This window comes from Amycolatopsis sp. NPDC051903 (genome assembly GCF_044452505.1).
Classification (GTDB): Bacteria; Actinomycetota; Actinomycetes; order Mycobacteriales; family Pseudonocardiaceae; genus Amycolatopsis.
Window position 1 is genome coordinate 431,880 of sequence record NZ_JBITBT010000003.1, and the last position, 25,862, is coordinate 457,741.

The window sequence follows — 25,862 nt, forward strand, 5'->3', positions numbered from 1 at the left end:
CCTGACCGGTTCACCGGAGCCATTTCCCCAGGCGGCGGACGGCTTCGTCGATGTCCTCGGTCGCGCCCGCGAACGAGAACCGGACGAACTTCCCGCCGTCCACCGGATCGAAGTCCACGCCCGGCGCGATGGCGACGCCGGTGTCGGCGAGCAGGCGCTGGCACCAGCTGAGGCTGTCGGTGGTGAACTCGGAGACGTCCGCGTACGCGTAGAACGCGCCTTCGGCGGGGGCGAGTTTGTCGAGGCCGATCCGCTCGAGCCCGGCGAAGAGCCGGTCGCGGTTCTTCCGGTAGTGCTCGACGTGCGCGTCCGCCTCCGCGTACGACTCGGGCGTGAACGCCGCGATGGCCGCGTACTGCGCGAGGGCGGGCGGGCAGATCGTGAAGTTGCCGGTCAGCACGTCCACAGCCCGGTGCAGGCGCTGCGGCACCAGCATCCAGCCGAGCCGCCAGCCGGTCATGGCGAAGTACTTCGAGAACGAGCCGAGGACGAGGGCTTCCTGGCCGTACTGCCAGGCGCAGTCGAGCTGTTTCTCGTACGAGATGCCGTGGTAGATCTCGTCGCTGATCAGCTGCACCCCGTGGCTCGCGCACCAGCCGGAGATGGCCGCGAGCTCCCCCGGCGGCAGCACCGTGCCGGTGGGGTTGCTGGGGCTCGCCACGATCAGCCCGTCGAGCGGCCCGAGCGCGTCGAGCAGGCCGACGGTCGGCTGGAAGTTGGTCTCGGCGGTCGTCGCGAACTCGACGACCTCGCAGCCGAGCACCTTGAGCAGGTTCCGGTACGCCGGGTAGCCGGGCCGCGCCATCGCCACCCGCGCCCCCGGGTCGAACGCGCTCAGGAAGCTCAGCAGGAACCCACCCGAAGACCCCGTGGTCAGCACGACGTCCTGCGCGGTCACGTCCACGTCGTAGGTCTTGCGGTAGTGCCCGGCGACGGCTTCGCGCAGCTCCGGGATGCCGAGCTGCTCGGTGTACCCGAGCGTGTGCTCGTGCAACGCCTCCTGCGCCTTGCGCCGCACGGCCTCCGGCGCCTGCGCCGACGGCTGCCCCGCCGCCAGCGACACGAGGTCCCCGTGACTGCGCTGCCGCGCCCCCGCCGCGGACAGCACGTCCATCACGTGGAACGGAGGCACACCGGCCCGCAGCGCGGGCCTGCCGAAAGCACCGATGTCGACCATGCGGCCAGGCTACTGTGCCGTTCACCACCCATCCGACCACAGTCACGGCTGTCCGGCTCGCGCAGCAACGGTTACGCAGTGTCGGGGGTCCGCCTACTTTTGGTCGGGTTGGTGGTGCGCCGTTCCCACCAGGGCGCCGCCGTCAGTACCCGCGGTACGCCCCGCCGTGCGACATCGCCTGGATGCCCGGCACGTTCCCGATCGACCCGTACCGGTCGATCGAATACCGCACCCCCGCGATGATGTTGTCGACCGGGTTGTAGATGTTGTCGTGGCCGGCGAGCTTGTGCGCCTGGAACGTGGAGTCGATGCACTGCATGAGTCCCTTGGACGGGTGCCCGGCGGCGGCGTTCGAGTTGCCCGTGAGGAACACATGGTCACCCTCCCGGGCGGTCCAGGTGCCGAGCTCCGTCGTCACGCACCAGACGTCACCGCGGCCCGCGTGGTCGCGCTGCAGGAACGCTCCGGTGACGACCGGGTTGTTCGCCCGGACAGCCGCCTCCTGCCGCCACGACTCGTGCTCACCGGTCCGGTCGACCACGGAAACGCGCGGGCGCGCACCGGAGAGGTACACGGCCAGCGTGATCGCCTCCAGCACCTCGCCCGGTGCCTGGTAGATCGTGACCTTCGGTTTCGTGTACCCCGGCCGGAGGTGCCGCGTGCCTTCGGCGTCGGTCACCGCTTCGAGCCAGGCTTCGCGCTGCGCGGTCGACATGGCGAGAACCTGGTGCACCGCTTCGGATTTCGGGTGCCCCGCGCGCCCCAGCAGGTCCTGCGCGTAGTCGTGGTCGAGGCGGAACTGGTGCCGGGGACCGCAGCCGCCGCGGTCGTCGACGTAGAGGGCGTGCGGCACCCCGTCGAGCAGCTCCCGCAGCTTCGCCACCATGGCCGGCTTGGACTGGGCGATCGAGACCGTCGGCCGGTGCCGTCGATTCTCGACGTGGCCGTCGCCGACGAGCCAGCCGAGGATCGCCGCTTCACGCACGGTCACGTCGAGCGTCGATACGGTGTCGGCGGGCGCGGCCAGCAGGATCCGGTCGCGGCTGGCCACCTCGTCGCTCGTCACGAACGTCGCCTCGGTGGCGTGGGTGTGCTGCTGCGCCTGCGGCCGGACACCGTGCGCCTTGCTCCGGTGGACGGCCACGCCGTTCGCCGGAGCACCCGTCGTCCGCGGCTCGTAACCGCACTCGGGGCAGGTGACCGGACCGCCTCGGGCCACCGAGATCCGCGGGAAGTTCAGCCAGCGGTGGTTCGGCGTGGTGGTCGCCTGCCACCGCGAGTTGGCGAGCCTCACCAGCGGCGCGTTTTCGTGGTGCACCACGCGCGTGACCCGGGTCCACTCGCTGCGGCCCGTCTGCGGGTTGTAGCCGATGGTCTCGTCACCGATCTCGACGTCGCGGTGCTTGAGCAAGCCGCGCTTCGTGAGGATCGTCGTGTCGAGCGGCACGCAGTCCCAGTTGTTGATCGCGTTGGGATTGCCGCCCGATTCGTGCTGGATGATCGCCCAGATGTTCTTGATGTCGGCGTCCGTGACGTTGACGCCGTTGGCCTGCAGGATCTTGATGGCCTCTTCGATCCACTGCTGGACGTTGCCGGGCGGGGGCGAGGAGGGCGGGCCGCCGCTGGGGCCGAGGCCGCCGCCACCACCGCCGGCGCCGCCGCCTCCGCCACCGCCGTGGGTGTGGATGCCGCCGCTGCTCTGGGGGTGGGTGCCACCCTTGCCGGGGAGCGGGACCTTGTCGTAGCCGCCCTCGATCTGGGTCTTCATGAGGGTCTGGGACTGGGTGATCATGCCGTTGGCCTGGGTCAGCAGGCCCTGGACCTCGCCGTCGGCCTGTGTGGTCAGGTTGTTGATGTCCTGCTTGGCCGTGGCCTTGATCTGGTCGGCGCTGGGGCTGGGCGCCGGCTTCTTCTCGTCCGCGGCCGTCTTGGCCGCGGCGGCCGCCGCGTCCATGTCGGTCTGCGCGCGGTGGTTGCGGTCGTTGACCGCCTTTTCGGCGTCCGCCAGCTTGCCCTTGGTGACCTGCGTCTTGATGTTCCCGAGGTTCTTCGCCAACGTCGACAAGTCGTTCGCGACATCGGTGAGGTGCGCCTCGACCTTCGCACCCGCGGTGCGGATCGACCGCACGTAGTCGAAGAAGTTGTCCGCCGCCTGACCGGACCAGACGCCGCCGTCGAGCGCCTTCGTCGTGTTGTCCAGCGCCTGCGAGTGGTCACCCGCGTCGGTCGCGGCGCCGCGGAACTGGTCGGCGGCCTTGTTGATCGCGTCGACGTTCAGCTTGGCGACCTGGTCGACCTTGTCGGTGAACGCCTTCCAGTTGTCCGGGGTCCCGGCACCGGTCGCATCCAAAGCCACTTCGTAACTCCCCCTGTTTTCCCGTCCCGCGAATTGTGCCGTTGTGTCTTATTCGTCCCGGTGCACGGTGATGTCACTCTTCGCGACGTCGTCCATTTCGGCCAGGAGGCCGGCGGCTCGGCGCATGGCGGACGAAAGCGCGTCCATGTGCTCCCCGGCGGCGTCGAACTGGCTGTGCACACCGTTCTTGAACTCGCCGACCGCGCTGTGCGCGTCGGCCGAACCGGGCATCCCGCCGAACGGGCTGTCCTTCTCGTGGTCCATACCGGTGAGTTTCGCCTTGGACTTCTGGAACTCGTCCTTCAGCTTCTCCACCTGACGCGCCGCGATCGCCATCGAGTCGACGTCGTAGACAGGCACAGTCCGGTTCCCCCTTCGCGAAAAACTGGTGTCCGCCCGATCAGACGTGACGGTGACCAGGTCGGTTCCCGGCCCACTTTAAGACCTGCCGCGCACCGCCGGTACGGATCTTCGCGGAATCCACCCCAGCGTGCCGGGAACGGTTCACAACGCGGCTTGCAATTCGCGCACCCGCTCGATCAGCACCGCGTTGTCGGCCGGGGTGATCGTGGCCCAGGTGGCTCCGTCGGAGTCCGGGGTGAGGTGGAAGAGGTAGCGGCCGGCGTCGGTGTCGAAGAAGGCGGTGGGGTGGGGCGAACGGCGGATCGTGCCGTCGCGGAGGGTGCGCTCGGCGGTGAACTGGCCGCGGGCCTGCTGGCCGAGCAGCATGCCCGCGAGCTCCTGCGCTTCCCACAGCGCCAGGCCGCGGTCTTCCAAGGCGGTGACCAAAGCCTTCGCGTCGCCGCCGGCTTCGGTGTCGGCGCCGACGAGTGCGGTGTGGGGCACCGAGACGCTCTGGCCGACGCCCGGGGCGAGGTCGCCGGCGACGGGGACGGCGGCTTCGGCCAGTGAACCCTCGTCGGCGGGGATGAGCCAGACCTCGTCGCGGTCGACGACGCCCAGCACGGCCTGGCTGCCGCGGCTGACGGCGCGGCCGTGGATTTCGCGGTCGGCCCACACCCACACGTCGACGGCCAGCTGCGGGCTCGCCAGTAGGTGCAGCCGGTCGAACAGCTCGCCCGACGGACGGCGCCCGCGCGCGAGGCGACGGCGGCTGAGCCCCGCCCAAGCTTCCTCGACCAGCGCGGCGCGGGCGGAGTGCGTGGCACCGGGCGACGGGACGCCGAGCGCGGCCGGGCGGCGGCCCAGCTCGAGCGATTCCCACAGCACGTCGAACTCGAGCGTCGAGAGCACCAGGTTCACGCGTCGTCGCCGATCACGTCGTCGGAGACCAGGCGGCGGTCGGTGAACAGGTCCTTGTCGTCGACGCCGAAGCGGCGCACGTGCTCGCCGTCGTCTTCGCTCTGCGTCGCCGCGGGGCCCAGGAACTTCGGGTCGCCCGACGGCTGCTCGGGCGTGATCTGCTCGGTCTTGCGCAGCGCGGTCGCCTCTTCTTCAGGCAGCTCCACCGGCAGCGGGCTCACCGGTCCCTTCGCGGGGCCGCCGAACCCGCGGCCCTGCCGTTCGCGGTCGCCGGCCAGCGCGCTGGCCCCGGCCCCCGCGCCCAGCGCCGCGGCGCCCGCGCCGAGCTCTCCGGGTGACACGCCCGGCTTCGGCGCGATCGGCGATCCCGCGCTGCCCTCGGGCACGACGGGCGAGGCCGGCCCACTGCCGACCAGCCGGCCGCGGCCCAGCGCCGGGTCACCACCACCGGTTCCCCCGCCGGGCGCCCGGCCGAGGACCCCGTCGACGCCCGTCGACGAACCGCCCGCAGGTGCACCACCGGGAGCCGCGCCCCCGGGAGCACCGGGTACGAACCCACGACCGGAAACACCCGGCCCGCCACCCGAGCCACCCCACGTCGGGCCACCGGGCGAACCGAATCCCGGCTGCGGCGCCTGCCCGCCACGTCCGGGCGGCACCTCCCACCCGGCCGGAGGCGGCGGCGTCCCCATCGGCGGCCGGCCCGGCACCGGCGGAGGCGGCGGAACCGCGGGGATCCCGGCCGCGGCGGGCGCCGTGTACCCACCCGGGCCGGCCGACCCACCCGGCCGCACCGGCGCCTGGATCCCGTACGCGGGCGTCGGCGGATCGACGTGCTGCGCCACCGGCTGCACCACCGGCGGCTCGACGTGCCGCGACTGCACCGACGCCGAGGCCGGGCGCACGCCGCCGTCCGGCGTCAAGTCCACGGCCGACCCCGCGAGGCCCAGCGCGCTCTGCTGGTCGTCCGGCTGCGTCATCGACAACGACTGCGGCTGGTTCAGCGGCTCGGCCTGCAGCAGGTTCTCCCCGCTCTGCTGCGCGTACGCGTTCAGCGCCTCGAGCGCCTGGCTGCGCGAGTTCTGCGCCGCGTCGACGGCGTCGGCGTGGTCGGTCTCGAAGCCGATCAGGCTGAGCAGGTTGTCGCCGAGCGTGTAGCCGCCCGCGCCCTTCAGGAGCGTGTCGGGGTCGGGCAGCTTGAACTTGGTGCGGTTGAAGGCTTCGCCTTGCGTGAACAGCAGTTCCGCCGCGTGCGCCACCTTGCGCGTGGCGTCCTGCGAGAAACCGGCCTGCTCGGTGAGGACCTGCCCGGCCGCGCCGCCGGCCTGGCTCTGCCACTCGACGCCGAGCTTGGTCAGCTGCGTCCGCAGCGTCTGGTCGGTCTCGGCGAGCGCGGTCGCGACGGCCTTGAGCGCGTCGACGGCCGTGCCGATGCTGCCGATGCCGTCGCCGTCGGAGAACTTCTGGATCTCGTCGGCGATGGCGGTGTCGGTCCAGCCGTCGAAGCGGTGGTCGCGGATCCTGCCCGCGAGGTCGGAGATCTCCACGCGCCCTCCTAGCTCCGTGTTTTCAGGTACTGCACGGCCAGGTCGGCCGTGCGGCCGGCCAGATCGCACAGCTGCTGCTGGCTGTCCGAGCCCTGCGTGACCGCAAACGCTTGCGCCGCCAGCGTCTGCCCCTTCGCGACGCCGACGAGCACCTCGCAGTCCGACGGGGTGCCCGCCGCGCGGTAGTTCGTGAGCGCCGGGTAGCTCTCGACGGCGAACGGCGCCGTGGTCATGCTGTTCTTCCGCCGCGTGCCGGTGAGCCACTCCTGCAGGTCGGCGTTCACCGTGCGCAGGTGGTAGGCGTGGAACGGCTCGGCCTTGTCCGCGTCGAACACGCACGTCGGGCCGTCTTGCGGATCGGCGACCTTGCGCGGCACGGAGTTCACCTGCAGCTCGTCGAGCTGCGCCTGGCCGAGCAGTTCGCACGGGTCCACGCCGGTGAGCGACAGGTCGGCGGGCCGCGGCGGCAGCTGCGAAGCCTTCGCGGCCTGCGACGCCGAGCTCACGGCCGTCTCGACGGGGTACGCCGTGCCGGGATCGGCGGACGAGCACCCGGCCACGCCGAGCGCCAGCGCCGCGACCAGCGCGCTAGTGGGTGCCGTGCGCACCGCGGTCCCCGAACGCCGCCGCCTGCTCCTGGTCGTTCACGTGGTACTTCTGAGCGGCGTCGCGCAGCTGGGCGACGAGCCGGCGCAGGTTGGCGACGTACGCGCGCGCCTCACCGGCGTACGAGCCTTCGCCCTCCGCGACGATCATGTTCCACGCCGCCACCGAGTTCGTGCTCACCGTGTCGGCCGACGGGGTGTCGATGCGCAGCTCACCGAGCCGCGTGAGCAGCTTGTCCTCCAGCGCGTCGGCCTGCTCTTCGACGACCCGCGCCACGTCGAGCACCTTCTCCGGCGCCACGATCAGGTCCGCGACGCCGGGCGCGGACGGTACCGACGACGCCAGGTCGGACAGCGGAGTGCTCCCCGGCATGCGCTCCCCCTCGGGTGGATACGGACAGTGACCGTTCGGCCCCGCTACGAGGCTACCAACCGCAGCGTGCCCAGGAGGTGGGAACTCAGACGTTCACCGGCGCGGTGATCTCGCCGTTCGCGGCCTTGAGGGCGATGTCCGTGCGGTGGTGCGAGCCCGCGAGGTGCACGCGCTCCACCGTTTCGTACGCGTGCTTGCGCGCCGACTTGAGCGTTTTGCCCGTGCCGACCACGGAAAGCACGCGCCCGCCCGCCGACACCACGGCACCGTCGTCACGCCGCCGCGTGCCCGCGTGCAGCACGCCTTCGAGCTCGCCCCCGGTGATGACGTCGCCGGTGCGCGGCTTGCCGGGGTACCCGTCGGCCGCGATCACGACCGTCACGGCGGCGCCGCCCGACCACTCGAGCGGCGGCTGCTCGGCGAGCTCGCCGGTGGCCGTCGCGTGCAGCAGGCCGGCGAGCGGGCTGCGCAGCAGCGCCAGCACGACCTGGGTCTCCGGGTCGCCGAAGCGGCAGTTGAACTCGATGACCTGCGGGCCCTCGGACGTCAGCGCGAGGCCCGCGTAGAGCAAACCGGAGAAGGTGGCGCCGCGCGCGTCGAGTTCGTCGACCACCGGCTGCACCACGCGGGTGACGACGTCGTCCACGAAGTTCTCCGGCGTCCACGGCAGCGGGGCGTACGCGCCCATGCCGCCGGTGTTCGGGCCCGTGTCGTCGTCGCCGACGCGCTTGAAGTCCTGCGCGGGCAGCAGCGGGACGACCGTGCGGCCGTCGACGAAGCAGAACAGCGACGCTTCGGGCCCGTCCAAAAAGGATTCCAAGAGCACGGGGTGCCCGCCGTCGAGGAGCATCAGCGCGTGCTTGCGCGCGACCTCGACGTCCTGCGTCACCACCACGCCCTTGCCGGCGGCGAGGCCGTCGTCCTTCACGACCCACGTGGGGCCGAAGCGCTGCAGCGCGGCGTCGAGGCGCGCGGGGGTGTCCACCACTTCGCTGCGCGCGGTGGGGACGTTCGCGGTCGCCATCACGTCCTTGGCGAACGCCTTCGAGCCCTCGATCCGCGCGGCGGCGGCCGACGGGCCGAAGCACGCGATGCCCGACTTGCGCACGGCGTCGGCGACGCCCGCGACCAGCGGGACCTCGGGGCCGACCACCACGAGGTCGGCCTTCCACTCCCGCGCCAGCGCGGCCACCGCGTCGGGATCAGCCGAATCGACGCCCATCTGCTCGGCGACCGCGGCCGTCCCGGCGTTGCCGGGGGCGCAGGCGAGCGCGGTGACGGCGGGATCGCCGGACACCGCGAGGACGAGTGCATGCTCCCGGGCGCCGGACCCGATTACCAGTACGCGCACGCCGAACAGCGTAACGGTCCCTGGTCCGCGTGGGTATTTCGCCGTCCACCTGCGGTGTCCAAAACCGGATTCCATGCACCGTTTACCGGTTTGTCAGCCTCTTGTCCGTCCTGTTCCGCCCGCCCGACGCTTGCGGCCGTGAGGGTGGCGCGGTAGTCGTGGCAAACCCGTCGAAAAGGACGGGTGCCCCGGTAGAGAGAGGTCCTGAATGAAGCGCAAACGCGTGGGTGTGCTCGCCCTGTCCGGTCTCGCCCTGCTCGGCGTCGCGAGCCTGGCGATCGGTCCCGCTTCGGCCACGGAGCAGGTGGCGCGGGGTGCGGTGGCGCACGGGCCCGGGCACGATGACCCCGTGATCGTCGGCCACCGGGGAGCGCCCGGCTACCGCCCGGAGCACACGCTGGCGTCGTACGAGCTCGCGTTCCGCATGGGCGTGGACTTCGTCGACGTCGACCTCGTCCCGACGAAGGACGGCCAGCTCGTCGCCCGGCACGAGCCGGAGATCGGTGGCACCACCGACGTGGCGGACCACAAGGAGTTCGCCTCGCGCAAGACCACCAAGGTCATCGACGGCACGACGATGACCGGCTGGTTCACCGAGGACTTCACGCTCGCCGAGCTCAAGACCCTGCGCGCGAAGGAGCGGATCCCGGAGAACCGCCCGAACAACACGCTCTACAACGGCCGCTTCCCGATCGCGACCTACCAGGAGGTCATCGACCTCACCCGCCGGCTCGGCAAGGAGCTGCACCGGACGCTGGGCACCTACCCCGAGGTCAAGCACTCGACGTACTTCTCTTCGATCGGCAACCCGACCGAGCCGAAGCTCGTCGCGTTCCTCGACCGCAACGGCCTCAACCGCGCCGACGCGCCGGTGATCATCCAGTCGTTCGAGGTGGCGAACCTCAAGGCGCTGCACAAGCAGGTGCGGGTGCCGCTGCTGCAGCTGACCGAGGCGGCCGGCGCGCCGGCCGACTTCGTGGCCGCGGGCGACAAGCGCACGTACGCCGACCTCGTCACGCCGGCCGGGCTGCGTGAGATCGCGAAGTACGCCCAGTACCTCGGGCCGGACAAGTCGCAGGTCATCCCGCGCGACGCCGCGGACAACCTGGGCAAGCCGACCTCGCTGGTCGCCGACGCGCACCGCGCCGGGCTGAAGGTGCAGCCCTACACCTTCCGCAACGAGAACCCGTTCCTGCCGGCGAACCTGCGCTCGTCGAGCAGCCCGACGGCGTTCGGCAACGTGTTCGCCGAGGAGGCGGCCTTCTTCAAGGCGGGGGTGGACGGCTTCTTCGCCGACCAGGCCGACACCGCGTTGATCTCGCTGCACGATTTCCTGGGTCGTTGATCTTTTTCTTGTGACGCAACGGTTTTCGGCGGGCCCGGGCACCCCTTCGGTGGACGGGCCCGTCGGTTTTGTCGGAGGCCGCCCTTATCGTCTTCGGCATGGTTGCAGGGGAGGAGATCGACCGGCTGGCCGAGCGGTCCGGGTTTTCCGGAGTCGTGTCCGTCAGCCGGCGCGGGGCAGGGGTGTTCGCGCGTGCGTACGGAATGGCGCACCGCGGGTACGGCGTACCGAACACAGTGGACACGCGGTTCGGGATCGCCAGTGGTACCAAGGGGTTCACGGCACTGGTGGTCGTGAGCCTGATCGTCGAGGGCCTGCTGAGCCTGGGCACGCGGGTGCGCTCGTTGCTGGGCACGGATCTGCCGCTGGTCGACGACGCGGTGACGGTGGAGCACTTGCTCGCGCACCGCTCGGGCATCGGCGACTACTGCGACGAGGACGCCGAGCCGCCGCCACAGCCGCAGCTCTTGTCGTCGGCGGCGGCGTATTTGCCTGCGCTGGACGGATTTCCGCAGCGGTTTCCGCCGGGCTCGCGCTTCGCGTACAACAACGGCGCGTACGCGCTGCTGGCGATCTTGGCCGAACGGGCCACTGGTGTTCCATTCGCGGACCTGGTTCGCACGCGGGTGACCGGGCCCGCGGGAATGGTGGGAACGGAGTTCCTGCGGTCCGACGCGTTGCCGGGCGACGCCGCGACGGGGTACCTGGCAGACGGGCGCACCAACGTCTTCAGCCTGCCGGTGGTGGGCGGCGGCGACGGCGGGATCTTCTCGAGCGCCGGCGATTTCGGCCGGTTCTGGGGCGCGCTGCACGCCGGGCGGATCGTGCCGCGGGAGTGGGTCGCGCGCATGACCGCGGTCCACAGTCCCGAGACCGGCACCCGCGAGGAGCACCGGTACGGCCTCGGGTTCTGGCTCCCCGCGGACGGCTCGACGGTGCTGCTGGAGGGCTACGACCACGGCGTTTCCTTCCGAAGCGTGTCTCGGCCGTCGGACGGGTTGGTGTTCACGGTCGTGGGCAACACGGCGGAGGGTGCGTGGCCGGTGGTCCGGTGGCTGGGAGGTGAGTTGCTGCGGTAGTGGATCAGTCCACCGGAGGTGGTTGACCCACCGTGAAAATTTCCGGAACCTTGACACCCCTCGCGGCACCGGGCTAGCTTCTGCGGAACTTCAAAGGTCTGTACACATACCTTTCAGGTGGGTGCCCGATGGATGTCTCCGACCAGCAGACCGCCGAACCCGACCAGCCCGACGAGGACAGCGCCCGGCTCCACGCGCTCGGTTACGCGCAAGAGCTCAAGCGCACCATGTCGTCGTTCTCGAACTTCGCGGTGTCGTTCACGATCATCTCGATCCTGTCCGGGTGCTTGACGCTGTACGGGTTCGGCATGAAGACGGGCGGGCCCGTCGCGATGATCTGGGGGTGGCCGCTCGTCGGCCTCTTCGTGGTCCTCGTAGGGCTCGGCATGGCGGAGGTGTGCTCGAGCTACCCGACGGCGGGCGGGCTGTACTACTGGGCCGCGAAGCTGGCCACGCGCAACGGGCCGGCGTGGTCGTGGTTCACGGGCTGGTTCAACCTGATCGGCCAGATCGCCGTGACGGCGGGCATCGACTTCGGCGCGGCGCTGTTCCTGAACGCGTTCCTCGACCTGCAGTGGGGCTTCAGCGCGACGCCGGGGCACACGATCCTGCTGCTGGCGATCATCCTGGTGGTCCACGGGGCGCTGAACACGTTCGGCGTGCGCGTGGTGGCGGTCCTGAACAGCGTCAGCGTGTGGTGGCACCTGGTCGGGGTGCTGGTGATCGTCGGGGTGCTGGTGTTCGTGCCGGCGAAGCACCAGGAAGCGTCGTTCGTGTTCGGGCACTTCGCGAACGAGACGGGCTGGGGCTCGTCGGTGTACGTGTTCGCGCTCGGGTTGCTGCTCGCGCAGTACACGCTGACGGGCTACGACGCGTCGGCGCACATGACGGAGGAGACGAAGAACGCCGCGAAGGCGGGGCCGCGCGGGATCATCAACTCGATCCTCGTGTCGCTGGTGGCGGGCTGGATCCTGCTGATCGGCCTGACGTTCGCGATCCAGGACTACGACGGCGCCGCGGGTTCGGCGACCGGGGTGCCGCCGGCGCAGATCTTCATCGACGCGACGGGCGCGGTCACCGGTAAGTTCCTGTTGCTGATCTGCATCGGCGCGCAGCTGTTCTGCGGCATGGCGTCGGTGACGGCCAACTCGCGGATGATCTACGCGTTCGCCCGCGACGGCGCGATCCCCGGCTCGAAGGTGTGGCACAGCATCAACAAGCGCACGCAGACGCCGACCAACGCCGTGTGGCTCGCCGCCGGCGGCGCGCTGATCCTGGCGCTGCCGTACCTCTGGAGCGCGACGGCGTACGCGGCGGTCACGTCGATCGCGACCGTCGGGCTCTACGTGGCGTACGTGATCCCCGTGTTCCTGCGCGTGCGCCGTGGCAACAGCTTCGAGAAGGGCCCCTGGAACCTCGGCCGCTGGGGCAAACCGATCGGCATCGTCGCGACGGCGTGGGTCGTGGTGATCTTCGTGCTCTTCATGCTGCCCCAGGCCGCGCCCATCACGGTCGACACGTTCAACTACACGCCCATCGCGTTCCTCGTCGTTCTCGGCGGTGCCGCCCTGTGGTGGGTGGTGTCGGCCCGGAAGTGGTTCAAGGGCCCGAAGGTCCAGGGTTCGGCCGCGGAACTCGCTGCGGTGGAACGGGAACTGAAGGAACTGGGCTGACGCGACCGGCCGGGCCCCGCGCCGGCTGATCAACTGTGACCAGCGCCAACCCGCCATCGATGGGCGAGCGCGGCCCGGTCTGGGCGAAGATGCGGGCATGGAGACCCTCACGCTGGTCGGAGTCCTCGCCGGCTCGCTCGGCCTGACCGCGCTCGCCCGGCGCTACAACCTGTCCGCGCCGCTGGTGATCGTCGTGGTGGCGCTGGGGGTCGCGCTGATCCCGGGTGTGCCGCGGATCGAGCTGGAGCCCGAGCTGATCCTGACCGTCGTGCTGCCGCCGCTGCTGTACTCGACGTCGCTGGAGAGTTCGCTCACGCACTTCCGCGCGAACCTGCGGCCGATCATCGGGCTCGGCGTGGTGCTGGTCGTGATCACGGCCGTGGTGGTCGCGCTCGTCGTGCACCTCCTGCTGCCCGACCTGCCGCTCTCCTCGGCGCTGGTGCTCGGCGCCGTGGTCGCGCCGCCCGACGCGGTGACGGCCGTGGCGATCGGGCGCAAGCTCGGGCTGCCGCGCGGGATCATGACCGTGCTGACCGGCGAGAGCCTCGTCAACGACGCCGCCGCGCTGACGCTGTACAAGGTCGCGCTCGCGGCCGTCGCCGGCACGGCCGGGTCGATCGGCCACGGGCTCGGCGTGTTCGCGGTGGCGACGGTGCTGGGCGTCGCGGTGGGACTGGTCGCCGGGTTCGTCGTCGTGTTCATCCGCTCCCGGCTCGACGACCCGTTGCTGGAGTCGGCGTTCGGGATCATCGTGCCGTTCGCGGCGTACGTGACCGCCGAGCACCTGCACCCGTTCGGCGGCGAGTTCAGCGGTTCCGGCGTGCTCGCCGTGGTCACGGCCGGGCTGTACCTCGGCCAGCGCTCGCTGCGGGCGTCGCCCGCGACCCGCCTGCAGGACCGGTCCGTGTGGACGTCGATCGACGTCCTGCTCGAAGCGCTGGTGTTCGCGCTCATGGGCCTGCAGCTGCCGTTCGTGCTCGAGGGTGCCGACCACGCGGCCCGCGACAACGGCACGCTCGCGCTCGTCGCCTTGGCGGTGCTCGGCGTGACGATGGCCGTGCGCATCCCGGCGGTGTTCCTGTCGAGCTACCTGCCGAGAACGCTGCGCCTGTTCGGCCGCGCGAAGGAGGGCACGTCGTGGCAGGCGCTGACGGTGGTGTCGTGGACGGGGATGCGCGGCGTCGTCACGCTCGCCGCCGCGTCGGCCGTGCCGATCGGGACGCCCGGGCGCGCGGAGATCCAGCTGTTCGGGTTCACCGTCGCGATCGGCACCGTGCTGATCCAGGGCCTCACGCTGCCTCCGCTGATCCGCAAGCTCGGGGTGCAGGACCCGGACGAGGCCGCGCGCGACCAGGCCGAAGAACTGGCCGCGCGCGAGGTCGCGCAGAAGGCGGCCCACGCGCGGCTCAAGGAGATCACGAGCTCCGCACTGTCCACATCGGACATCTCACCGGAGCGCGCGCAGCGGCTGGAGGAACGGCTGGCACGCGTCGTCGACACCCGCTACCGCTTCGCGAAGGCCGCGATCACGCTCTCCGGCGAGGAACGCACGGCCAGCCCGCAAGCCCGGTTCGCCCGGGCGCGGCGTGAACTGCTCATCACGCAACGCGCGGCGATGATCGCGGAGAACCGCGCCGGCCGCCTCGACGACGAAGTGCTGCGCAAGGTCCTGCTCGAACTGGACCTGGAGGAACTCTCGACCACCAACGCCCTGCAGAACCGCATGGGCATGGCGTAGCGGGGCGCCCGGCGAGCGGGCGCCCCGGCACCGTCACACGAACTCGTGCCGCACGATCGTCTGCTCGCGGCCCGGACCCACGCCGATCGCCGAGATGCGGGCGCCGCCGAGCTCTTCGAGGCGCTCGACGTACGCCCGCGCGTTGGCGGGCAGCTCGTCGAACGTCCGGCACGTCGAGATGTCCTCGAACCAGCCCGGCAGCTCTTCGTAGACCGGCACGGCGTGGTGCACGTCCGTCTGCGTCATCGGCATGTCGCTGGTGCGGCGGCCGTCCACTTCGTACCCGACGCACACCGGCACCTTCTCCAGGCCCGAGAGCACGTCGAGCTTGGTGAGGAAGTAGTCGGTGATGCCGTTGACGCGCACGGCGTAGCGGGCGATCACGGCGTCGAACCAGCCGGTGCGCCGCGAGCGGCCCGTGGTCACGCCGAACTCGCCGCCCTGCTTGCGCAGGTACTCGCCGGACTCGTCGTGGAGCTCCGTCGGGAACGGGCCGGAGCCGACGCGCGTCGTGTAGGCCTTGAGGATGCCGAGCACGGTCGTGATGCGGCCCGGGCCGATGCCCGACCCGGCGCTCGCGCCGCCCGACGTCGGGTTCGACGACGTGACGAACGGGTATGTGCCGTGGTCCACGTCGAGCAGCGTGCCCTGCGAACCCTCCAGCAGCACGGTCTCGCCGCGCTCGAGGGCCTGGTTGAGCTGCAGCCGCGTGTCGGCGATGCGGTGCGCGAACTTCTCGCCCGCGGCGAGCACCTCGTCGGCGACCTGGTTCGCGTCGAGCGCCTTGCGGTTGTAGACCTTGACCAGAACCTGGTTCTTGAACTCCAGAGCCGCTTCGACCTTCTGGCGGAAGATCTTCTCGTCGAGCAGGTCCTGCACGCGGACGCCGACGCGGGCGATCTTGTCCTGGTAACACGGGCCGATGCCGCGGCCGGTCGTGCCGATCTTGCGGCTGCCGAGGTAACGCTCGGTGACCTTATCGATCGCCACGTGGTAGGGCATGATCAAGTGCGCGTCGGCCGAGAGCAGCAGGCGGCTGGTGTCGACGGCACGCTCTTCCAGGCCCGCGAGCTCCTCGAGCAGCACGCCCGGGTCGACGACGACCCCGTTGCCGATGACGTTGGTCACGCCCGGCGTCAGGATCCCGGACGGGATGAGGTGGAGGGCGAAGTTCTCGCCGTTCGGGAGGACGACGGTGTGGCCGGCGTTGTTGCCGCCCTGGTAGCGGACGACCCACTGCACGCGGTCACCGAGCAGGTCGGTCGCCTTGCCCTTGCCTTCGTCCCCCCACTGGGCACCGATCAGCACGATCGCCGGCATGTGACACTCCAGGTGTTCGGCAACAGGGAAAGTGTCCCGGTGGGACACGGGTGGCGCTGGGAAATGCCGGTGCATGACTGTAACGGAGGACTCCGCCGTGCGCGGAATCGTGGTGGCCTGCGGTGAGGATCAGCACTCCTTTCCCGGCCTCGATGAGGAGTCGCTCGTCCGCGTCCAGGCGCGGCCCGGCAAGGCGGAAATGGACCCCTTGCTGCGGAAACACGACCACGTGGTGATCGCCGGGACCGACGCGGACCTCGCCGCGGTGCTCGTACGGCTGTTGCGCACCGATCGGATAACGGGCGTGTCGGTGGGGTTCGTGCCCACCGAGCGGGATTCGGCGGTCGCGGCGCGGTGGGGGCTGCCCGCGGACGCCGACAAGGCGCTGAAACTCGCACTGGACGGAAACCCGACCGGGGTGCCGCTCGTGCGCGACGACACCGGCGGCGTCCTCGCCGGTCGCGCCACCCTGCGTGACGTGCGCGGCGAGGCGTACTGCGACGAGCACCAGGCCTTCGCCGGCGTCGCGACCGCCGTCGAGGTGTCGGCGGACGCCGACGGCCTGGTCGCGCGCGTGACGCGCGGGAAGCTCGTGAAGCGCACCGCCGAGTTCCACGGCCGCGCGTTCCAGCTCGGCTGCGTCCCGACGACGTCGTTGGTCACCGACGGCGTCGCGCAGCCGCGGGAGCTGACGAAGCGGACTTGGTACCGGCACACCGAGGACCTCCGGTTGGTGACCGGTTTCATCCGATAGTTCTGAGCCAGGTGACGTAACGGCACGCGCTGTTCACTGAAGGTCTGTTACATGTCACCCGTAGGTGTTGCGCACGCCACTTCCGTGGCCGATGGTGAATCTGTCCCTCACCTGACACGGAGGCAGCAATATGCCCACGGTGCGTACTGTTCGTAACTCCTTGACCGTGCTGGTCGGCGTCACGCTGATCGGCGCGACCGCGGTCGGCGTCGCCGACGCAACCCCGCCCGGCATCCCGTCCGCCGCGACCGCCCAGAGCGAGCTCGCCGGCCTCACCGTGAAGGCCGACGGTTCCCTCACCGGCTACAGCCGCGACAAGTTCCCGCACTGGATCCAGCAGGGGAACAACTGCGACACGCGTGAGGTCGTGCTCAAGCGCGACGGCACGAACGTCGTCACCGGCTCCGACTGCTACCCGACGTCGGGCAAGTGGGTCTCGCCCTACGACGGCGCGACCTGGACCCAGGCGTCCGACGTGGACATCGACCACGTCGTCCCCCTGGCCGACGCCTGGCGCACCGGCGCGTCGTCGTGGACCACCGCGCAGCGCCAGGCCTACGCCAACGACCTGTCCGACCCGCAGCTGATCGCCGTGACGGACAACGTGAACCAGGAGAAGGGCGACCGCTCGCCCGACCAGTGGAAGCCGCCGTCGACCGGTTACTGGTGCACCTACGCGAAGATGTGGGTCGCCGTGAAGTCGAAGTTCAAGCTCACGATCAACTCGGCCGAGAAGTCCGCGCTGACGGACATGCTGGGCCGCTGCTGACGCACCCGCCCGGGGACGGGATCGGCGCTGGGGTCTGGGGTCCGTCGACTGTCACCCCGATCCCGTTCCCCCCGGACGGTGGGTCCGTGAACCACGGCCGGTCACTTTCGGCCTCGACCACGGGCTGCCGAGCGCCCGCCAGCTCGTGTCCTACCGGACGATCCGCCACGGCAGCGCCAACGTCTCGCCGCCTGGGCTGACGCAGCGACCGGTCCTGGCTTCAGCTGACGGTCAGATCGACCTCGCCGCCAGACGTCCCTGCTTCGCAGGCCAGGTAACCCCCAACTGCCGGGCCGCGCACTTCACGGTCGCCGGCCGAGCCTCCGATCGTCGCCAGCAGACCTCACTGGCTCACCGTCCCCGTCCTCCTCGGCCGGGCTCGGCCAACCGACCCACCACGATCGCCGGCAGAACCCGCCGAGGTCGCCAGCAGAGCGCCCAGCTTCACTGGCCCAGCATCCCCATCCTCGCCGATCGAGTTGAGCCAAACGCCGCAGTCACGGGCAAGGCGCCCCGTCGGCGGTGGCCAAGCCGTTGTCGAAAACCCCGAACCACAGCCGACCCGAACCACGGCCGCCGAAAGCTCACCAGCCGGCGAGGTCCAGGATCTGGAAGGCGAGCCGCGCCTCCAACAGGCGGTCCAACCCACTCGGGTCCTGGCCCGTCAGCTTGCCGATCTTGCCCAGCCGGTAGCGGATCGTGTTTTCGTGCACGCCGAGCTCGCTCGCGGTCGCCTGGACGCGGCCCTCCGAGGCGACGAAGGTGCGCCAGGTTTCGAGCAGCGAGGGGTCCGCGTCCTGCAGGGGCCGGATCGTCTCGTGGGCGAAGTGCACCGCCTCCTTGACGCGGCCGCTGGCGGCCACGAGGCGGAACAGGCCGAGTTCGCCGGCCGCCAGGACGCCGCCGGACCAGCCGAAGGAGCAGGCCAGTTCGTCGATTTCGCGGAGTTCGCGGTGGGCCAGCGGGAAGTCCTCCGGGGAGTGGCAGACGCCGGAGATGACGGCGGTGCGGACGTTCAGCCGGGGCGACAGGCCGGTGCGCACGGACGCCACGGAGTCGCGCAGGTCGCGGGGTTCGAGGCCCGACGGGAGGGTCAGCAGGGCCACCACGGCGCCCGGCAGGCTGACCGCCGGGGGTTCCGGCACGGACAGCGCCGTAGCGAGCTGGCGGATCACCAGCTTGCGGCCGGCGGAGACGCTGACGTTCTGGCTGGCGTTGTCGAGCGAGAACCGCACCAGGACGTGCGGCTGGGCCAGGTTCACGCCGAACTGCGGGGCGCGGCGCGACAGCTGCTCGGCGTCGCGGGTGCGGTGCAGCAGGTCGGACAGGAAGTCTTCGCGGGCTTGGCCCTCGGCCTCCGCCTGGCGGCGCTCGGACAGCACCTGCAGCGACAGCACCGTGGCGCCGTGCTCGGCCAGCTTCGTGTCGAGTTCCTCGAGACCGCGGCCGACCTCGACGATGCCGAGGTAGCCGCTCGGCTGGCCCTCGATGATGAGGCGGCACATCAGGTGCCGGCGGCCGACCCAGACGGCCGGGGTGGGTGGCACGACGGTCGACGGGCAGCTCGCGCTCAGCGACGCCAGCGCCTGCTTCACGGACGGCAGCTCGCGGATCCGCGAAGCCAGCACCGGCGGCTGCGCCATCTTCAACCCGGGCGGCGCGGACCACGCGAGCACGTGGAAGTCCTCGTTGTAGAGCACGACGGGCTTCGCCGACAGCTCGCCCAGCAGGGTCACCACGGTCTGGATGCTCGCGCCGTCGAGCACGGCGTTCGTGAGCTTCTGGTGGACGTCGGCCAGGTAGGCCAGCGTGTTCTTCTGCCGCACGACCTCGGCGGCCTTGTTCTTCAGGTGCGCGTTCAGCATCGCCTGCCGCAGGAACAGCGCGCCCAGCCGGGCGAACAGCTCCGCCAGCGCCACGTCTTCGTCGGTGTACACGTGGTCTTGCTGCACGTTGTCGACGAAGATCAGGCCGATCACCTTGCCGTCGAAGACCAGTGGCACGCCGAGCACCGGCGCACGTGCCAGTGCTCCATCGTGCGCCGGTGCGGGCGCGGGTCGCGCGGGACGTCGCTGATGAGCACGGGCGCGGCCGATTCGATGACCTCGCGGCTGAACCGGTCGCCCTGGATGCCGGCCTCCTGCGCCTGCACGGCGGCCGAGATGTCGCCCTCGCTCTCGCAGTAGCCGGCGGCGCCGCGGAAACGGCCGTCGTTGTCGCGCAGGTACACCGAACAGCGCGTGACGCCGAGCAGGTGGCACAGCTGCTTGCCGAGCAGCCCCAGCAGGTCCTCGAGGCGCGTGGTGGTGATGGCCTCGGTGGTGATCTCGCTGAACGCCGCGATGACCTCGCGCTCACGGTGCGACGGGTCCACCCGGCGCGGCAAAGCGCGCACCGAAGCCGTCGCATCACGCATGGGATCCGCCTTCACCGTTGAAACCCGGACTCCGTCTGAGGGTGCCTTACGTCACCCGCTCCCGTCCATGCCCGAGGCGAGTACTCCCAGGTCGTGGCCCATGCGCTCCTGTTTGGTCCGCAGGTAGCGCACGTTGTGCGGGGTCTGGGCCACGGGCAGCCGGACCCGCCCGACGATGTCGAGCGCGTATCCCTCCAGCCCGCCGTACTTGGCCGGGTTGTTCGTGATGAGCCGCAGCCGCCGGACGCCGAGGTCGGCCAGGATCTGCGCGCCGATGCCGTAGCTGCGCGAATCGACCGGCAGGCCCTGCGCCAGGTTCGCCTCGACGGTGTCCAGACCCTGCTCCTGCAGTGCGTACGCGTGGATCTTGTGCGCCAGCCCGATTCCGCGGCCCTCGTGCCCACGCAGGTAGATGACGGCCCCGACGCCCTCGGCGGCGATCTCGCGCAGCGCGTACTCCAGCTGCGCGCCGCAGTCGCAGCGCAACGAACCCAGGATGTCGCCGGTGAGGCACTCGCTGTGAACCCTGACCAGCGCGCCCGAGGACGTCCGCCCGGCCGCGGCGACGTCGCCGCGCACCAGCGCGAGGTGCTCGGTGCCGTCGAGCACGGACCGGTACGCGACCGCGCGGAAATCGCCGAACGCCGTGGGCATCGCGGCGCTCGCGACGGGTTCCACCAGCCGTTCGGTCGCCCCGCGGTAGCGCACGAGGTCGGCGATGCGCAGCAGCGGCAGATCGTGCCGGGCCGCGAACGCCTCCAGCTCCGGGCCGCGCAGCATCGAGCCGTCGTCGGCGACGAGCTCGCTGATCACGCCGACGTCGCCCGCACCCGCCATCGCGAGCAGGTCGACAGCCGCCTCCGTGTGCCCGGCCCGCACGAGCACGCCGCCTTCGCGGGCGCGCAGCGGGAAAACGTGCCCGGGCCGGCGGAGTTCGGCGGGTTTCGTGGCCGGGTCGGCCAGTGCCCGCACGGTCGTGGTCCGGTCCGCCGCCGACACCCCGGTGCCGCTGCCGACGTGGTCGACGCTCACGGTGAACGCGGTGCCGTGTGCGTCGGTGTTCTCCGCGACCATCTGCCGCAGCCGCAACGCGTCGGCGCGTTCGCCGGGCATCGGCGCGCACACGATGCCGGTGGTGTGCCGCACGAGGAACGCCATCTGCTCGTCCGTCATCGTGCGCGCGGCGCCGACGAGGTCACCTTCGTTCTCGCGGTCGGCGTCGTCGACGACCACGACCAGCCGGCCCTGCGCCAGCGCGGCGACGGAGTGCTGCACCCGTTCCCCGGGGATCGTCACGACGCACCGTCCGTACGGGTGTGCGTCCCGAACGTCCGCGCGTGGTAGGTCAACGGCGCCAGCGGCACCGAATCCGCCGCCAGCACGAGGCCGAGTGCGACCACGTGGTCACCCCCTTCGATCAGCTTTTCGACGCGGCACGCCACCCAGCCGGACGCGCCCGCCAGCCGAGGCAGGTCGTCGTCGAGCTCCCAGCTGACGCCGTCGAACTTCGCCATTCCCTTGCGCGCGAACCGTTTCGCGAGCTCCGCCTGCCCGCTCTCGAGCACGTTCAGCCCGAACCGGCCGCCCCGGCGCACCACGGTCAGCAGGTCCGACGTGCGGTCGAGCGACACGAGCACCATCGGCGGCGCGAGCGACAACGACGCGAACGCGCTCACCGTCGTGCCGTGCGGCCGGCGGCCGTCGAGCGCCGTGACCACCGAAACCGGCGTGCACACACCCGACATGACTTCGCGGAACTGCGCGCCCAGAGCCGACCCGGTCACGGTTTCCATCCAGCCCCACTCCACCAGGTAGGTGCCGTGGCCCGGGCCGCCCGGGCCACGGCACGGCCTCACACCGCCGCGGGAGCGCGCGAGGACATCTTGTGCAGCTGCGGAACCACCTTCTCGCCGAACAGCTTCAGGCTCGCTTCGGCCTTGTCGAGCGGCAGGCCGCCGAAGCAGAACGCCGCGTTGGCCATCAGCTCGCCACCCTGCTCGCGCCGGGCCGCGTACTTCTCGACGATCTCTTCGGGCGTGCCCCACACGTTCGCGTCGACGTACGCGCCCGCCGCGGCTTCCATGCCCGCTTCGCGGATCATGTCGGCGCCAGCCTGGTAGGCCTCGTACCCCTTGGTCTCGCGCCAGTGCGAGCCGGCGAAGTCGTAGTGCTTGATCACCGAGAGGAAGTAGCGCGAGATGTGCTCGTGCGCGATGCGCTTGGCCTCTTCGGGATCTTCGTGGCAGTACACGAAGTCCTGGATCAGCGGCGCGCCCGGCTCCGTGCCGTGCTTCTCGCGGTGCAGCCCGCGCCAGCGGTCGATGGCTTCGAGGTGCTGCGCGAAGTCGTACTGCATGAACGTCATCATCTGCGCGCCCAGCTCGGCGACGGCCGGGATCGAGTCCGGCGACATCGCGACGCCGAAGATCCGGCCTTCCCACGAATGCCCGGCCAGGCCGGGGCGCACGGTCACGCGCGGCTGCTTGTAGAACTTGCCGTCGTTCTCCACGTAGCCGTTCTGCAGGCCGCGGATGATCATCGCGGCGGCTTCGTCGAAGCGCTCGCGCGATTCGTTCATGTCGACGCGGAAGCCCTCGTACTCCATCTTCGCGAGACCGCGGCCCATGCCGAGCAGCAGCCGGCCGTTCGACATGTGGTCGAGCATGACGGCCTTCTCGACCACGCGCAGCGGGTCGTTCCACGGCAGGATCACCGCGCCCGTGCCGAGTTTGATCTTCGACGTGCGCCCCGCGAGGTAGGCCATGATCTGGAGGTTGTCCGGGCACATCGAGTAGTCGTCGAAGTGGTGCTCGGCCGACCAGACGGAGTCGAAGCCGTACTTCTCCGCCTGCACGCCCATCTCGAGCTCGCGGGTGAAGACCTCGTGGTCGCTGACGTCTTCGAACCAGTTCTGGAAGACCAGCAGCATTCCGACGTCCATGGGTGGTTCTCCTTCTCGGTTGGGTGTTCTCACGTCCAGCGGGTGGTGATGCCCTGGTTCGTCCTTCGACGCTAACCACGCGAAGCCGCAGGCAGAACGGTCGTCGCGCGGTGCTGTTGGAGATCCGCACAAAGCGCGGCGCTCAGCCGCCCCCGAACGTGGCGAGCAGGCCGCCGTCGACGGGCACGGTCGCGCCCGTCATGTACGTGGAGCGCGCGACGGCCACGATGACCTCGGCGATCTCGGTCGCCGTGCCGATGCGCCCGGCCGGGATCTTGTCGACGATGCGCGCCCGGGCCCGATCCGTGAGCCCGGCGGTCATGTCGGTGTCCACAAAACCCGGGATCACGAGGTTCACGCGGATGCCCCGCTGCGCGAGCTCCACGGCGAGCACCTGCGTGAGCCCCGACAGCCCCGCCTTCGCCGAGCCGTACGCGACGTCGCCGGGGAACCCGCGCAAGCCGACGACCGCGCCGACGTTCACGATCGCCGAACCCCGGCTCAGCAGCGGCACGATCGCGCGGCAGACCTCGAACGCGCCGGTCAGGTTCGTCGCCAGCACCTCGTCCCACGCCGACCGGGCCAGCGCGTCGATGCGGCGGCCGCGGTGCACGCCCGCGCTGTTGACCACCACGTCGATCGAGCCGAACCGCTCGGTGACGGCCTCGACGCAGCGCCGGATCGAGTTCTCGTCGGTGACGTCGCCCTTCACCTCGAGCACGCGGTTCGGCACGGCCGGCGGTTCGGTGCCGGCCGAGCGCGCCAGCGACGCCACGTTGTCGCCCGCGGCGGCGACGTGGTCGACGACGGCGCGGCCGATCCCGCGCGAACCGCCGGTGACGAGCCAGGTGGTCATCGGTTCAGGAAGCCGGTGAGCTCGGCGAGGTAGGTGTCGCGGTCCTCGAGGAACGGCGCGTGGCCGGCGTCCGGGAACTCGACGAGCTTCGCGTCGGCGCACAGGTCGCGCGCCGCTTCGGCGCCCGAGAACGGCACGAACGCGTCCTTGCGCCCGTGCAGGAACAGCACGGGCCCGCTCAGCCCGCCGAGGATCTTGCGCTGGTCGAGCTCCGCCAGGTCCTTCAGCGATTCGTCGCCGATCGGGCCCATCTCCATGAACATGCCCCACAGCCAGCTGATGATCTGCGGCGTCGGGGGCTCGGCGCACACCGCGTCGGCCACCCCCTTGAACGTGGTGGCGCGGTCCGCCGCGGCCGCCCCGAGCACGGCCTTCACGTCGTCGACGCCGCCGCCGTGCGGCCAGTCCGAAGTGGACGTGTACCGCGGGGTCGCGCCCCCGGTGGAGACCACGCCGGAGCAGTTCGCCCCGAGCTTCGCCGCCGCGTCCACGGCGACCGCGCCGCCGAGCGACCAGCCGTTGACCACGGGCTCGCGCAGGCCGAGGTGTTCCACGAGCTTCACCACGTCGGAACCGAGCGCGGAGATCGAGACGTCGGCGAAGTCGTTGTCGGACCGGCCGCAGGCCCGCAGGTCGAGGAGCACGACTTCGTTCCCGTTGGCGCGCAAGGCGGGCGCGGTCGTGTCCCAGCAGCGCGCGGTGGCGCCCCAGCCGTGGATCAGCACGATCGGCCGGCCCGAACCGCGGAAGTGCTCGAAGTAGACGCGCCTGCCGTCTTCGACCTCTAGGTAGCCCATGGCGTCTCGCCTCTCTCTTGACGGGTTTCAGTGGATCGCAGCGACTTCGGCCCGCAGCGCCCGCGGCACGACCGGCGGGCGGTCGCGGAAGCGGGGCAGCACGTGCTCGGCGAACAGTTCCAGCGAGTGCAGCACCTTTTCGTGCGCGAGGCCACCGAAACGCATCCAGCAGATGAGCTGCTGCAGCCCGGTTTCCTCGTACAGCGTCTCGATCTCGGCGACCAGCCCCGCCGGGTCGCCGGCGTAGACGACGCCGCTCTCGCGCAGCCCGTCGAGCGTCGGCCCACCGGCTTCCTCCGACGCGGCCACGAGTTCGGCGTAGCGCTCGTACGTGTGCGGCGGGTGCGGCCCGCTCGGCACGAGGTCGAGCACGTGGCGGTAGTACCAGGACAGCGGTTCGGTGACGTTCTCGACGGCCTCGGCCGTGGTGTCGGCGAGGTGGACCTGCCAGTTCATGGGGAAGTCGAGCGACAGCGGGTCGCGGCCGCTCGTGATGAGCGAGCGCTTGATGTCGACGACGAGCTGGTTCAGCTCCGGCAACGTCATCAACGTCGGCGTGACGAGCAGGTTGTACCCCTGCGCAGCCGCGAGGTGGAAGGTCTCGGGGCTGATCGACGCGACGTACATCGGCGGCGTCGGACGCTGCACGGGCGTGGGCCGGCAGTCGACGTCGGTGAGGTCGAAGTGCTTACCGTGGAAGGAAAACGGCTCGCCCGCGCGCTTGCGCCACAGCCCGCGCACGATCTCCAGCGCCTCGTCGAACACCTCGCGGCTCACGTCCTGGCGGTCGCCGACGCCCATGTTGCGGAACTCGCCCGGCTGGTACCCGCGGCCCGCACCGAAATCCAGCCGGCCGTTGGAGAGCACGTCCACCATCGCGTAGTCCTCGGCGACGCGCACCGGCCAGTCGAAGGTGAGGTTGCTGACCGCGATGCCGATGCGCATGCGGCTCGTCCGCTCGGCCACGGCGGCGGCCGCGACCTGCGGTGACGGCATCGAGCCGTAGTCACTGCCGTGGTGCTCGGCGAGCCAGACCTCGTCGAACCCGAGCTGCTCGGCGTAGGCGATCTGCGCCAGCATCTCGTGGTACGCGCGGCGGAAGTCGTGGTCGCGGCACTCGAGCACGTAGAAGACGCCGAACTTCATCCGGCCCCCTGCCAGGGTCCGCCCGCGGCCACCTTCGCCCGCAGCACTTTCTTGTCGATCTTGCCGACGCTCGTGCGCGGCAGCTCGGCCACGACCAGCACGCCCTCGGGCAGCCACCAGCGCGGCACGCGTTCGCCCAGGTCGGCGAGCAGTTCGTCCGGCGGGTCCGCGCGGCCGGGTTCGAGCACGACCAGCGCGAACGGCCGCTCCTGCCACCGCTCGTGCGGCACAGCGACGACGGCCGCCTCGGCCACCGCGGGGTTCGCGGTGAGCGCCTGTTCCAGCGCGACAGAGCTGATCCACTCGCCGCCGCTCTTGATCAGGTCCTTGGCGCGGTCGACGATCTCCAGGTACCC

General features: G+C 70.9%; 24 protein-coding genes. 6 read left to right on the forward strand and 18 right to left on the reverse strand.

Going from position 1 to position 25,862, the window contains the following annotated elements; all coding sequences use genetic code 11:
• Positions 1-10 precede the first annotated feature (10 nt).
• The 8 genes from ACIA77_RS09620 to purD form a co-directional block, all read right to left on the reverse strand.
• Complete coding sequence (locus tag ACIA77_RS09620) at positions 11-1,177, reverse strand: aminotransferase class I/II-fold pyridoxal phosphate-dependent enzyme (RefSeq protein WP_395885356.1); 1,167 nt, start codon at positions 1,175-1,177, stop codon at positions 11-13.
• Between the two features lie 142 nt (positions 1,178-1,319).
• Entirely contained in the window at positions 1,320-3,533 is a 2,214-nt protein-coding gene (locus ACIA77_RS09625; RefSeq protein WP_395885357.1) for a transglycosylase SLT domain-containing protein, read from the reverse strand.
• A 48-nt stretch (positions 3,534-3,581) separates the two neighbouring features.
• Positions 3,582-3,893: a hypothetical protein gene (locus ACIA77_RS09630; RefSeq protein WP_395885358.1), complete on the reverse strand. Its 312-nt coding sequence runs from the start codon at positions 3,891-3,893 to the stop codon at positions 3,582-3,584.
• 144 nt (positions 3,894-4,037) lie between these two features.
• Positions 4,038-4,796, reverse strand: a complete 759-nt coding sequence (locus tag ACIA77_RS09635; protein ID WP_395885359.1) for an ESX secretion-associated protein EspG — start codon at positions 4,794-4,796, stop codon at positions 4,038-4,040.
• Positions 4,793-6,343, reverse strand: a complete 1,551-nt coding sequence (locus ACIA77_RS09640; RefSeq protein WP_395885360.1) for a hypothetical protein — start codon at positions 6,341-6,343, stop codon at positions 4,793-4,795. The genes ACIA77_RS09635 and ACIA77_RS09640 overlap by 4 nt, the downstream gene beginning before the upstream one ends.
• 8 nt (positions 6,344-6,351) lie before the next feature.
• On the reverse strand, positions 6,352-6,951 hold the full coding sequence (locus ACIA77_RS09645) for a DUF3558 domain-containing protein (RefSeq protein WP_395885361.1): 600 nt from the start codon (positions 6,949-6,951) through the stop codon (positions 6,352-6,354).
• The gene (locus tag ACIA77_RS09650) at positions 6,932-7,321 is read right to left on the reverse strand and encodes a hypothetical protein (protein ID WP_395885362.1); all 390 of its coding nucleotides are present in this window, start codon (positions 7,319-7,321) and stop codon (positions 6,932-6,934) included. The genes ACIA77_RS09645 and ACIA77_RS09650 overlap by 20 nt, the downstream gene beginning before the upstream one ends.
• Before the next feature lie 85 nt (positions 7,322-7,406).
• Positions 7,407-8,672, reverse strand: a complete 1,266-nt coding sequence (gene purD / locus ACIA77_RS09655; protein WP_395885363.1) for a phosphoribosylamine--glycine ligase — start codon at positions 8,670-8,672, stop codon at positions 7,407-7,409.
• 208 nt (positions 8,673-8,880) lie between these two features.
• Here purD and ACIA77_RS09660 point away from each other — a divergent pair, with 208 nt between their 5' ends.
• From ACIA77_RS09660 to ACIA77_RS09675, 4 genes are all read left to right on the forward strand, one after another.
• The gene (locus ACIA77_RS09660; protein ID WP_395885364.1) at positions 8,881-10,017 is read left to right on the forward strand and encodes a glycerophosphodiester phosphodiesterase; all 1,137 of its coding nucleotides are present in this window, start codon (positions 8,881-8,883) and stop codon (positions 10,015-10,017) included.
• Positions 10,018-10,115: 98 nt separating this feature from the next.
• Entirely contained in the window at positions 10,116-11,096 is a 981-nt protein-coding gene (locus ACIA77_RS09665; RefSeq protein WP_395885365.1) for a serine hydrolase domain-containing protein, read from the forward strand.
• A gap of 128 nt (positions 11,097-11,224) precedes the next feature.
• Positions 11,225-12,769, forward strand: coding sequence for an amino acid permease (locus tag ACIA77_RS09670; RefSeq protein ID WP_395885366.1), 1,545 nt, complete (start codon positions 11,225-11,227; stop codon positions 12,767-12,769).
• Between the two features lie 97 nt (positions 12,770-12,866).
• Positions 12,867-14,507 (forward strand): Na+/H+ antiporter, encoded by a 1,641-nt coding sequence (locus ACIA77_RS09675; RefSeq protein ID WP_395885367.1) that lies wholly within the window; start codon positions 12,867-12,869, stop codon positions 14,505-14,507.
• Between the two features lie 33 nt (positions 14,508-14,540).
• Here the strand turns inward: ACIA77_RS09675 and ACIA77_RS09680 are convergent, their stop codons facing one another.
• Positions 14,541-15,827, reverse strand: coding sequence for an adenylosuccinate synthase (locus ACIA77_RS09680; RefSeq protein WP_395885368.1), 1,287 nt, complete (start codon positions 15,825-15,827; stop codon positions 14,541-14,543).
• A gap of 73 nt (positions 15,828-15,900) precedes the next feature.
• On the opposite strand from ACIA77_RS09680, the gene ACIA77_RS09685 reads away from it, so the two are divergent.
• Entirely contained in the window at positions 15,901-16,581 is a 681-nt protein-coding gene (locus tag ACIA77_RS09685; RefSeq protein WP_395885369.1) for a hypothetical protein, read from the forward strand.
• Between the two features lie 130 nt (positions 16,582-16,711).
• Positions 16,712-17,350: an HNH endonuclease family protein gene (locus ACIA77_RS09690; protein WP_395885370.1), complete on the forward strand. Its 639-nt coding sequence runs from the start codon at positions 16,712-16,714 to the stop codon at positions 17,348-17,350.
• A gap of 584 nt (positions 17,351-17,934) precedes the next feature.
• Here the strand turns inward: ACIA77_RS09690 and ACIA77_RS09695 are convergent.
• The 9 genes from ACIA77_RS09695 to ACIA77_RS09735 all read right to left on the reverse strand — a co-directional run bounded on the left by ACIA77_RS09695 (position 17,935) and on the right by ACIA77_RS09735 (position 25,760).
• Positions 17,935-19,362 (reverse strand): helix-turn-helix domain-containing protein, encoded by a 1,428-nt coding sequence (locus tag ACIA77_RS09695; protein WP_395885371.1) that lies wholly within the window; start codon positions 19,360-19,362, stop codon positions 17,935-17,937.
• A complete protein-coding gene (locus ACIA77_RS09700; RefSeq protein WP_395885372.1) occupies positions 19,326-19,766 on the reverse strand; it encodes a GAF domain-containing protein in 441 nt (146 codons plus the stop codon). The genes ACIA77_RS09695 and ACIA77_RS09700 overlap by 37 nt, the downstream gene beginning before the upstream one ends.
• 51 nt (positions 19,767-19,817) lie before the next feature.
• Positions 19,818-21,062 (reverse strand): bifunctional 3,4-dihydroxy-2-butanone-4-phosphate synthase/GTP cyclohydrolase II, encoded by a 1,245-nt coding sequence (locus ACIA77_RS09705; protein WP_395885373.1) that lies wholly within the window; start codon positions 21,060-21,062, stop codon positions 19,818-19,820.
• A complete protein-coding gene (locus ACIA77_RS09710; protein WP_395885374.1) occupies positions 21,059-21,559 on the reverse strand; it encodes a flavin reductase family protein in 501 nt (166 codons plus the stop codon). The genes ACIA77_RS09705 and ACIA77_RS09710 overlap by 4 nt, the downstream gene beginning before the upstream one ends.
• Before the next feature lie 59 nt (positions 21,560-21,618).
• Positions 21,619-22,707, reverse strand: coding sequence for an LLM class flavin-dependent oxidoreductase (locus ACIA77_RS09715; RefSeq protein WP_395885375.1), 1,089 nt, complete (start codon positions 22,705-22,707; stop codon positions 21,619-21,621).
• 142 nt (positions 22,708-22,849) lie between these two features.
• Positions 22,850-23,563, reverse strand: coding sequence for an SDR family NAD(P)-dependent oxidoreductase (locus ACIA77_RS09720; RefSeq protein WP_395885376.1), 714 nt, complete (start codon positions 23,561-23,563; stop codon positions 22,850-22,852).
• Positions 23,560-24,360, reverse strand: coding sequence for an alpha/beta fold hydrolase (locus ACIA77_RS09725; RefSeq protein ID WP_395885377.1), 801 nt, complete (start codon positions 24,358-24,360; stop codon positions 23,560-23,562). Before ACIA77_RS09725 ends, ACIA77_RS09720 begins: the two co-directional genes overlap by 4 nt.
• A 27-nt stretch (positions 24,361-24,387) precedes the next feature.
• The gene (locus tag ACIA77_RS09730; RefSeq protein WP_395885378.1) at positions 24,388-25,506 is read right to left on the reverse strand and encodes an LLM class flavin-dependent oxidoreductase; all 1,119 of its coding nucleotides are present in this window, start codon (positions 25,504-25,506) and stop codon (positions 24,388-24,390) included.
• Positions 25,503-25,760: a hypothetical protein gene (locus ACIA77_RS09735; protein WP_395885636.1), complete on the reverse strand. Its 258-nt coding sequence runs from the start codon at positions 25,758-25,760 to the stop codon at positions 25,503-25,505. Before ACIA77_RS09735 ends, ACIA77_RS09730 begins: the two co-directional genes overlap by 4 nt.
• Positions 25,761-25,862: the final 102 nt, after the last annotated feature.

Bases quoted from the DNA above. Each gene is read 5' to 3' on its own strand.
- ACIA77_RS09620 (WP_395885356.1), bottom strand. From the start codon at position 1,177: ATGGTCGACATCGGTGCTTTCGGCAGGCCCGCGCTGCGGGCCGGTGTG.
- ACIA77_RS09650 (WP_395885362.1), bottom strand. From the start codon at position 7,321: ATGCCGGGGAGCACTCCGCTGTCCGACCTGGCGTCGTCGGTACCGTCC.
- ACIA77_RS09660 (WP_395885364.1), top strand. From the start codon at position 8,881: ATGAAGCGCAAACGCGTGGGTGTGCTCGCCCTGTCCGGTCTCGCCCTG.
- ACIA77_RS09665 (WP_395885365.1), top strand. From the start codon at position 10,116: ATGGTTGCAGGGGAGGAGATCGACCGGCTGGCCGAGCGGTCCGGGTTT.
- ACIA77_RS09670 (WP_395885366.1), top strand. From the start codon at position 11,225: ATGGATGTCTCCGACCAGCAGACCGCCGAACCCGACCAGCCCGACGAG.
- ACIA77_RS09675 (WP_395885367.1), top strand. From the start codon at position 12,867: ATGGAGACCCTCACGCTGGTCGGAGTCCTCGCCGGCTCGCTCGGCCTG.
- ACIA77_RS09680 (WP_395885368.1), bottom strand. From the start codon at position 15,827: ATGCCGGCGATCGTGCTGATCGGTGCCCAGTGGGGGGACGAAGGCAAG.
- ACIA77_RS09685 (WP_395885369.1), top strand. From the start codon at position 15,901: ATGACTGTAACGGAGGACTCCGCCGTGCGCGGAATCGTGGTGGCCTGC.
- ACIA77_RS09690 (WP_395885370.1), top strand. From the start codon at position 16,712: ATGCCCACGGTGCGTACTGTTCGTAACTCCTTGACCGTGCTGGTCGGC.
- ACIA77_RS09700 (WP_395885372.1), bottom strand. From the start codon at position 19,766: ATGCGTGATGCGACGGCTTCGGTGCGCGCTTTGCCGCGCCGGGTGGAC.
- ACIA77_RS09710 (WP_395885374.1), bottom strand. From the start codon at position 21,559: ATGGAAACCGTGACCGGGTCGGCTCTGGGCGCGCAGTTCCGCGAAGTC.
- ACIA77_RS09715 (WP_395885375.1), bottom strand. From the start codon at position 22,707: ATGGACGTCGGAATGCTGCTGGTCTTCCAGAACTGGTTCGAAGACGTC.
- ACIA77_RS09720 (WP_395885376.1), bottom strand. From the start codon at position 23,563: ATGACCACCTGGCTCGTCACCGGCGGTTCGCGCGGGATCGGCCGCGCC.
- ACIA77_RS09725 (WP_395885377.1), bottom strand. From the start codon at position 24,360: ATGGGCTACCTAGAGGTCGAAGACGGCAGGCGCGTCTACTTCGAGCAC.
- ACIA77_RS09730 (WP_395885378.1), bottom strand. From the start codon at position 25,506: ATGAAGTTCGGCGTCTTCTACGTGCTCGAGTGCCGCGACCACGACTTC.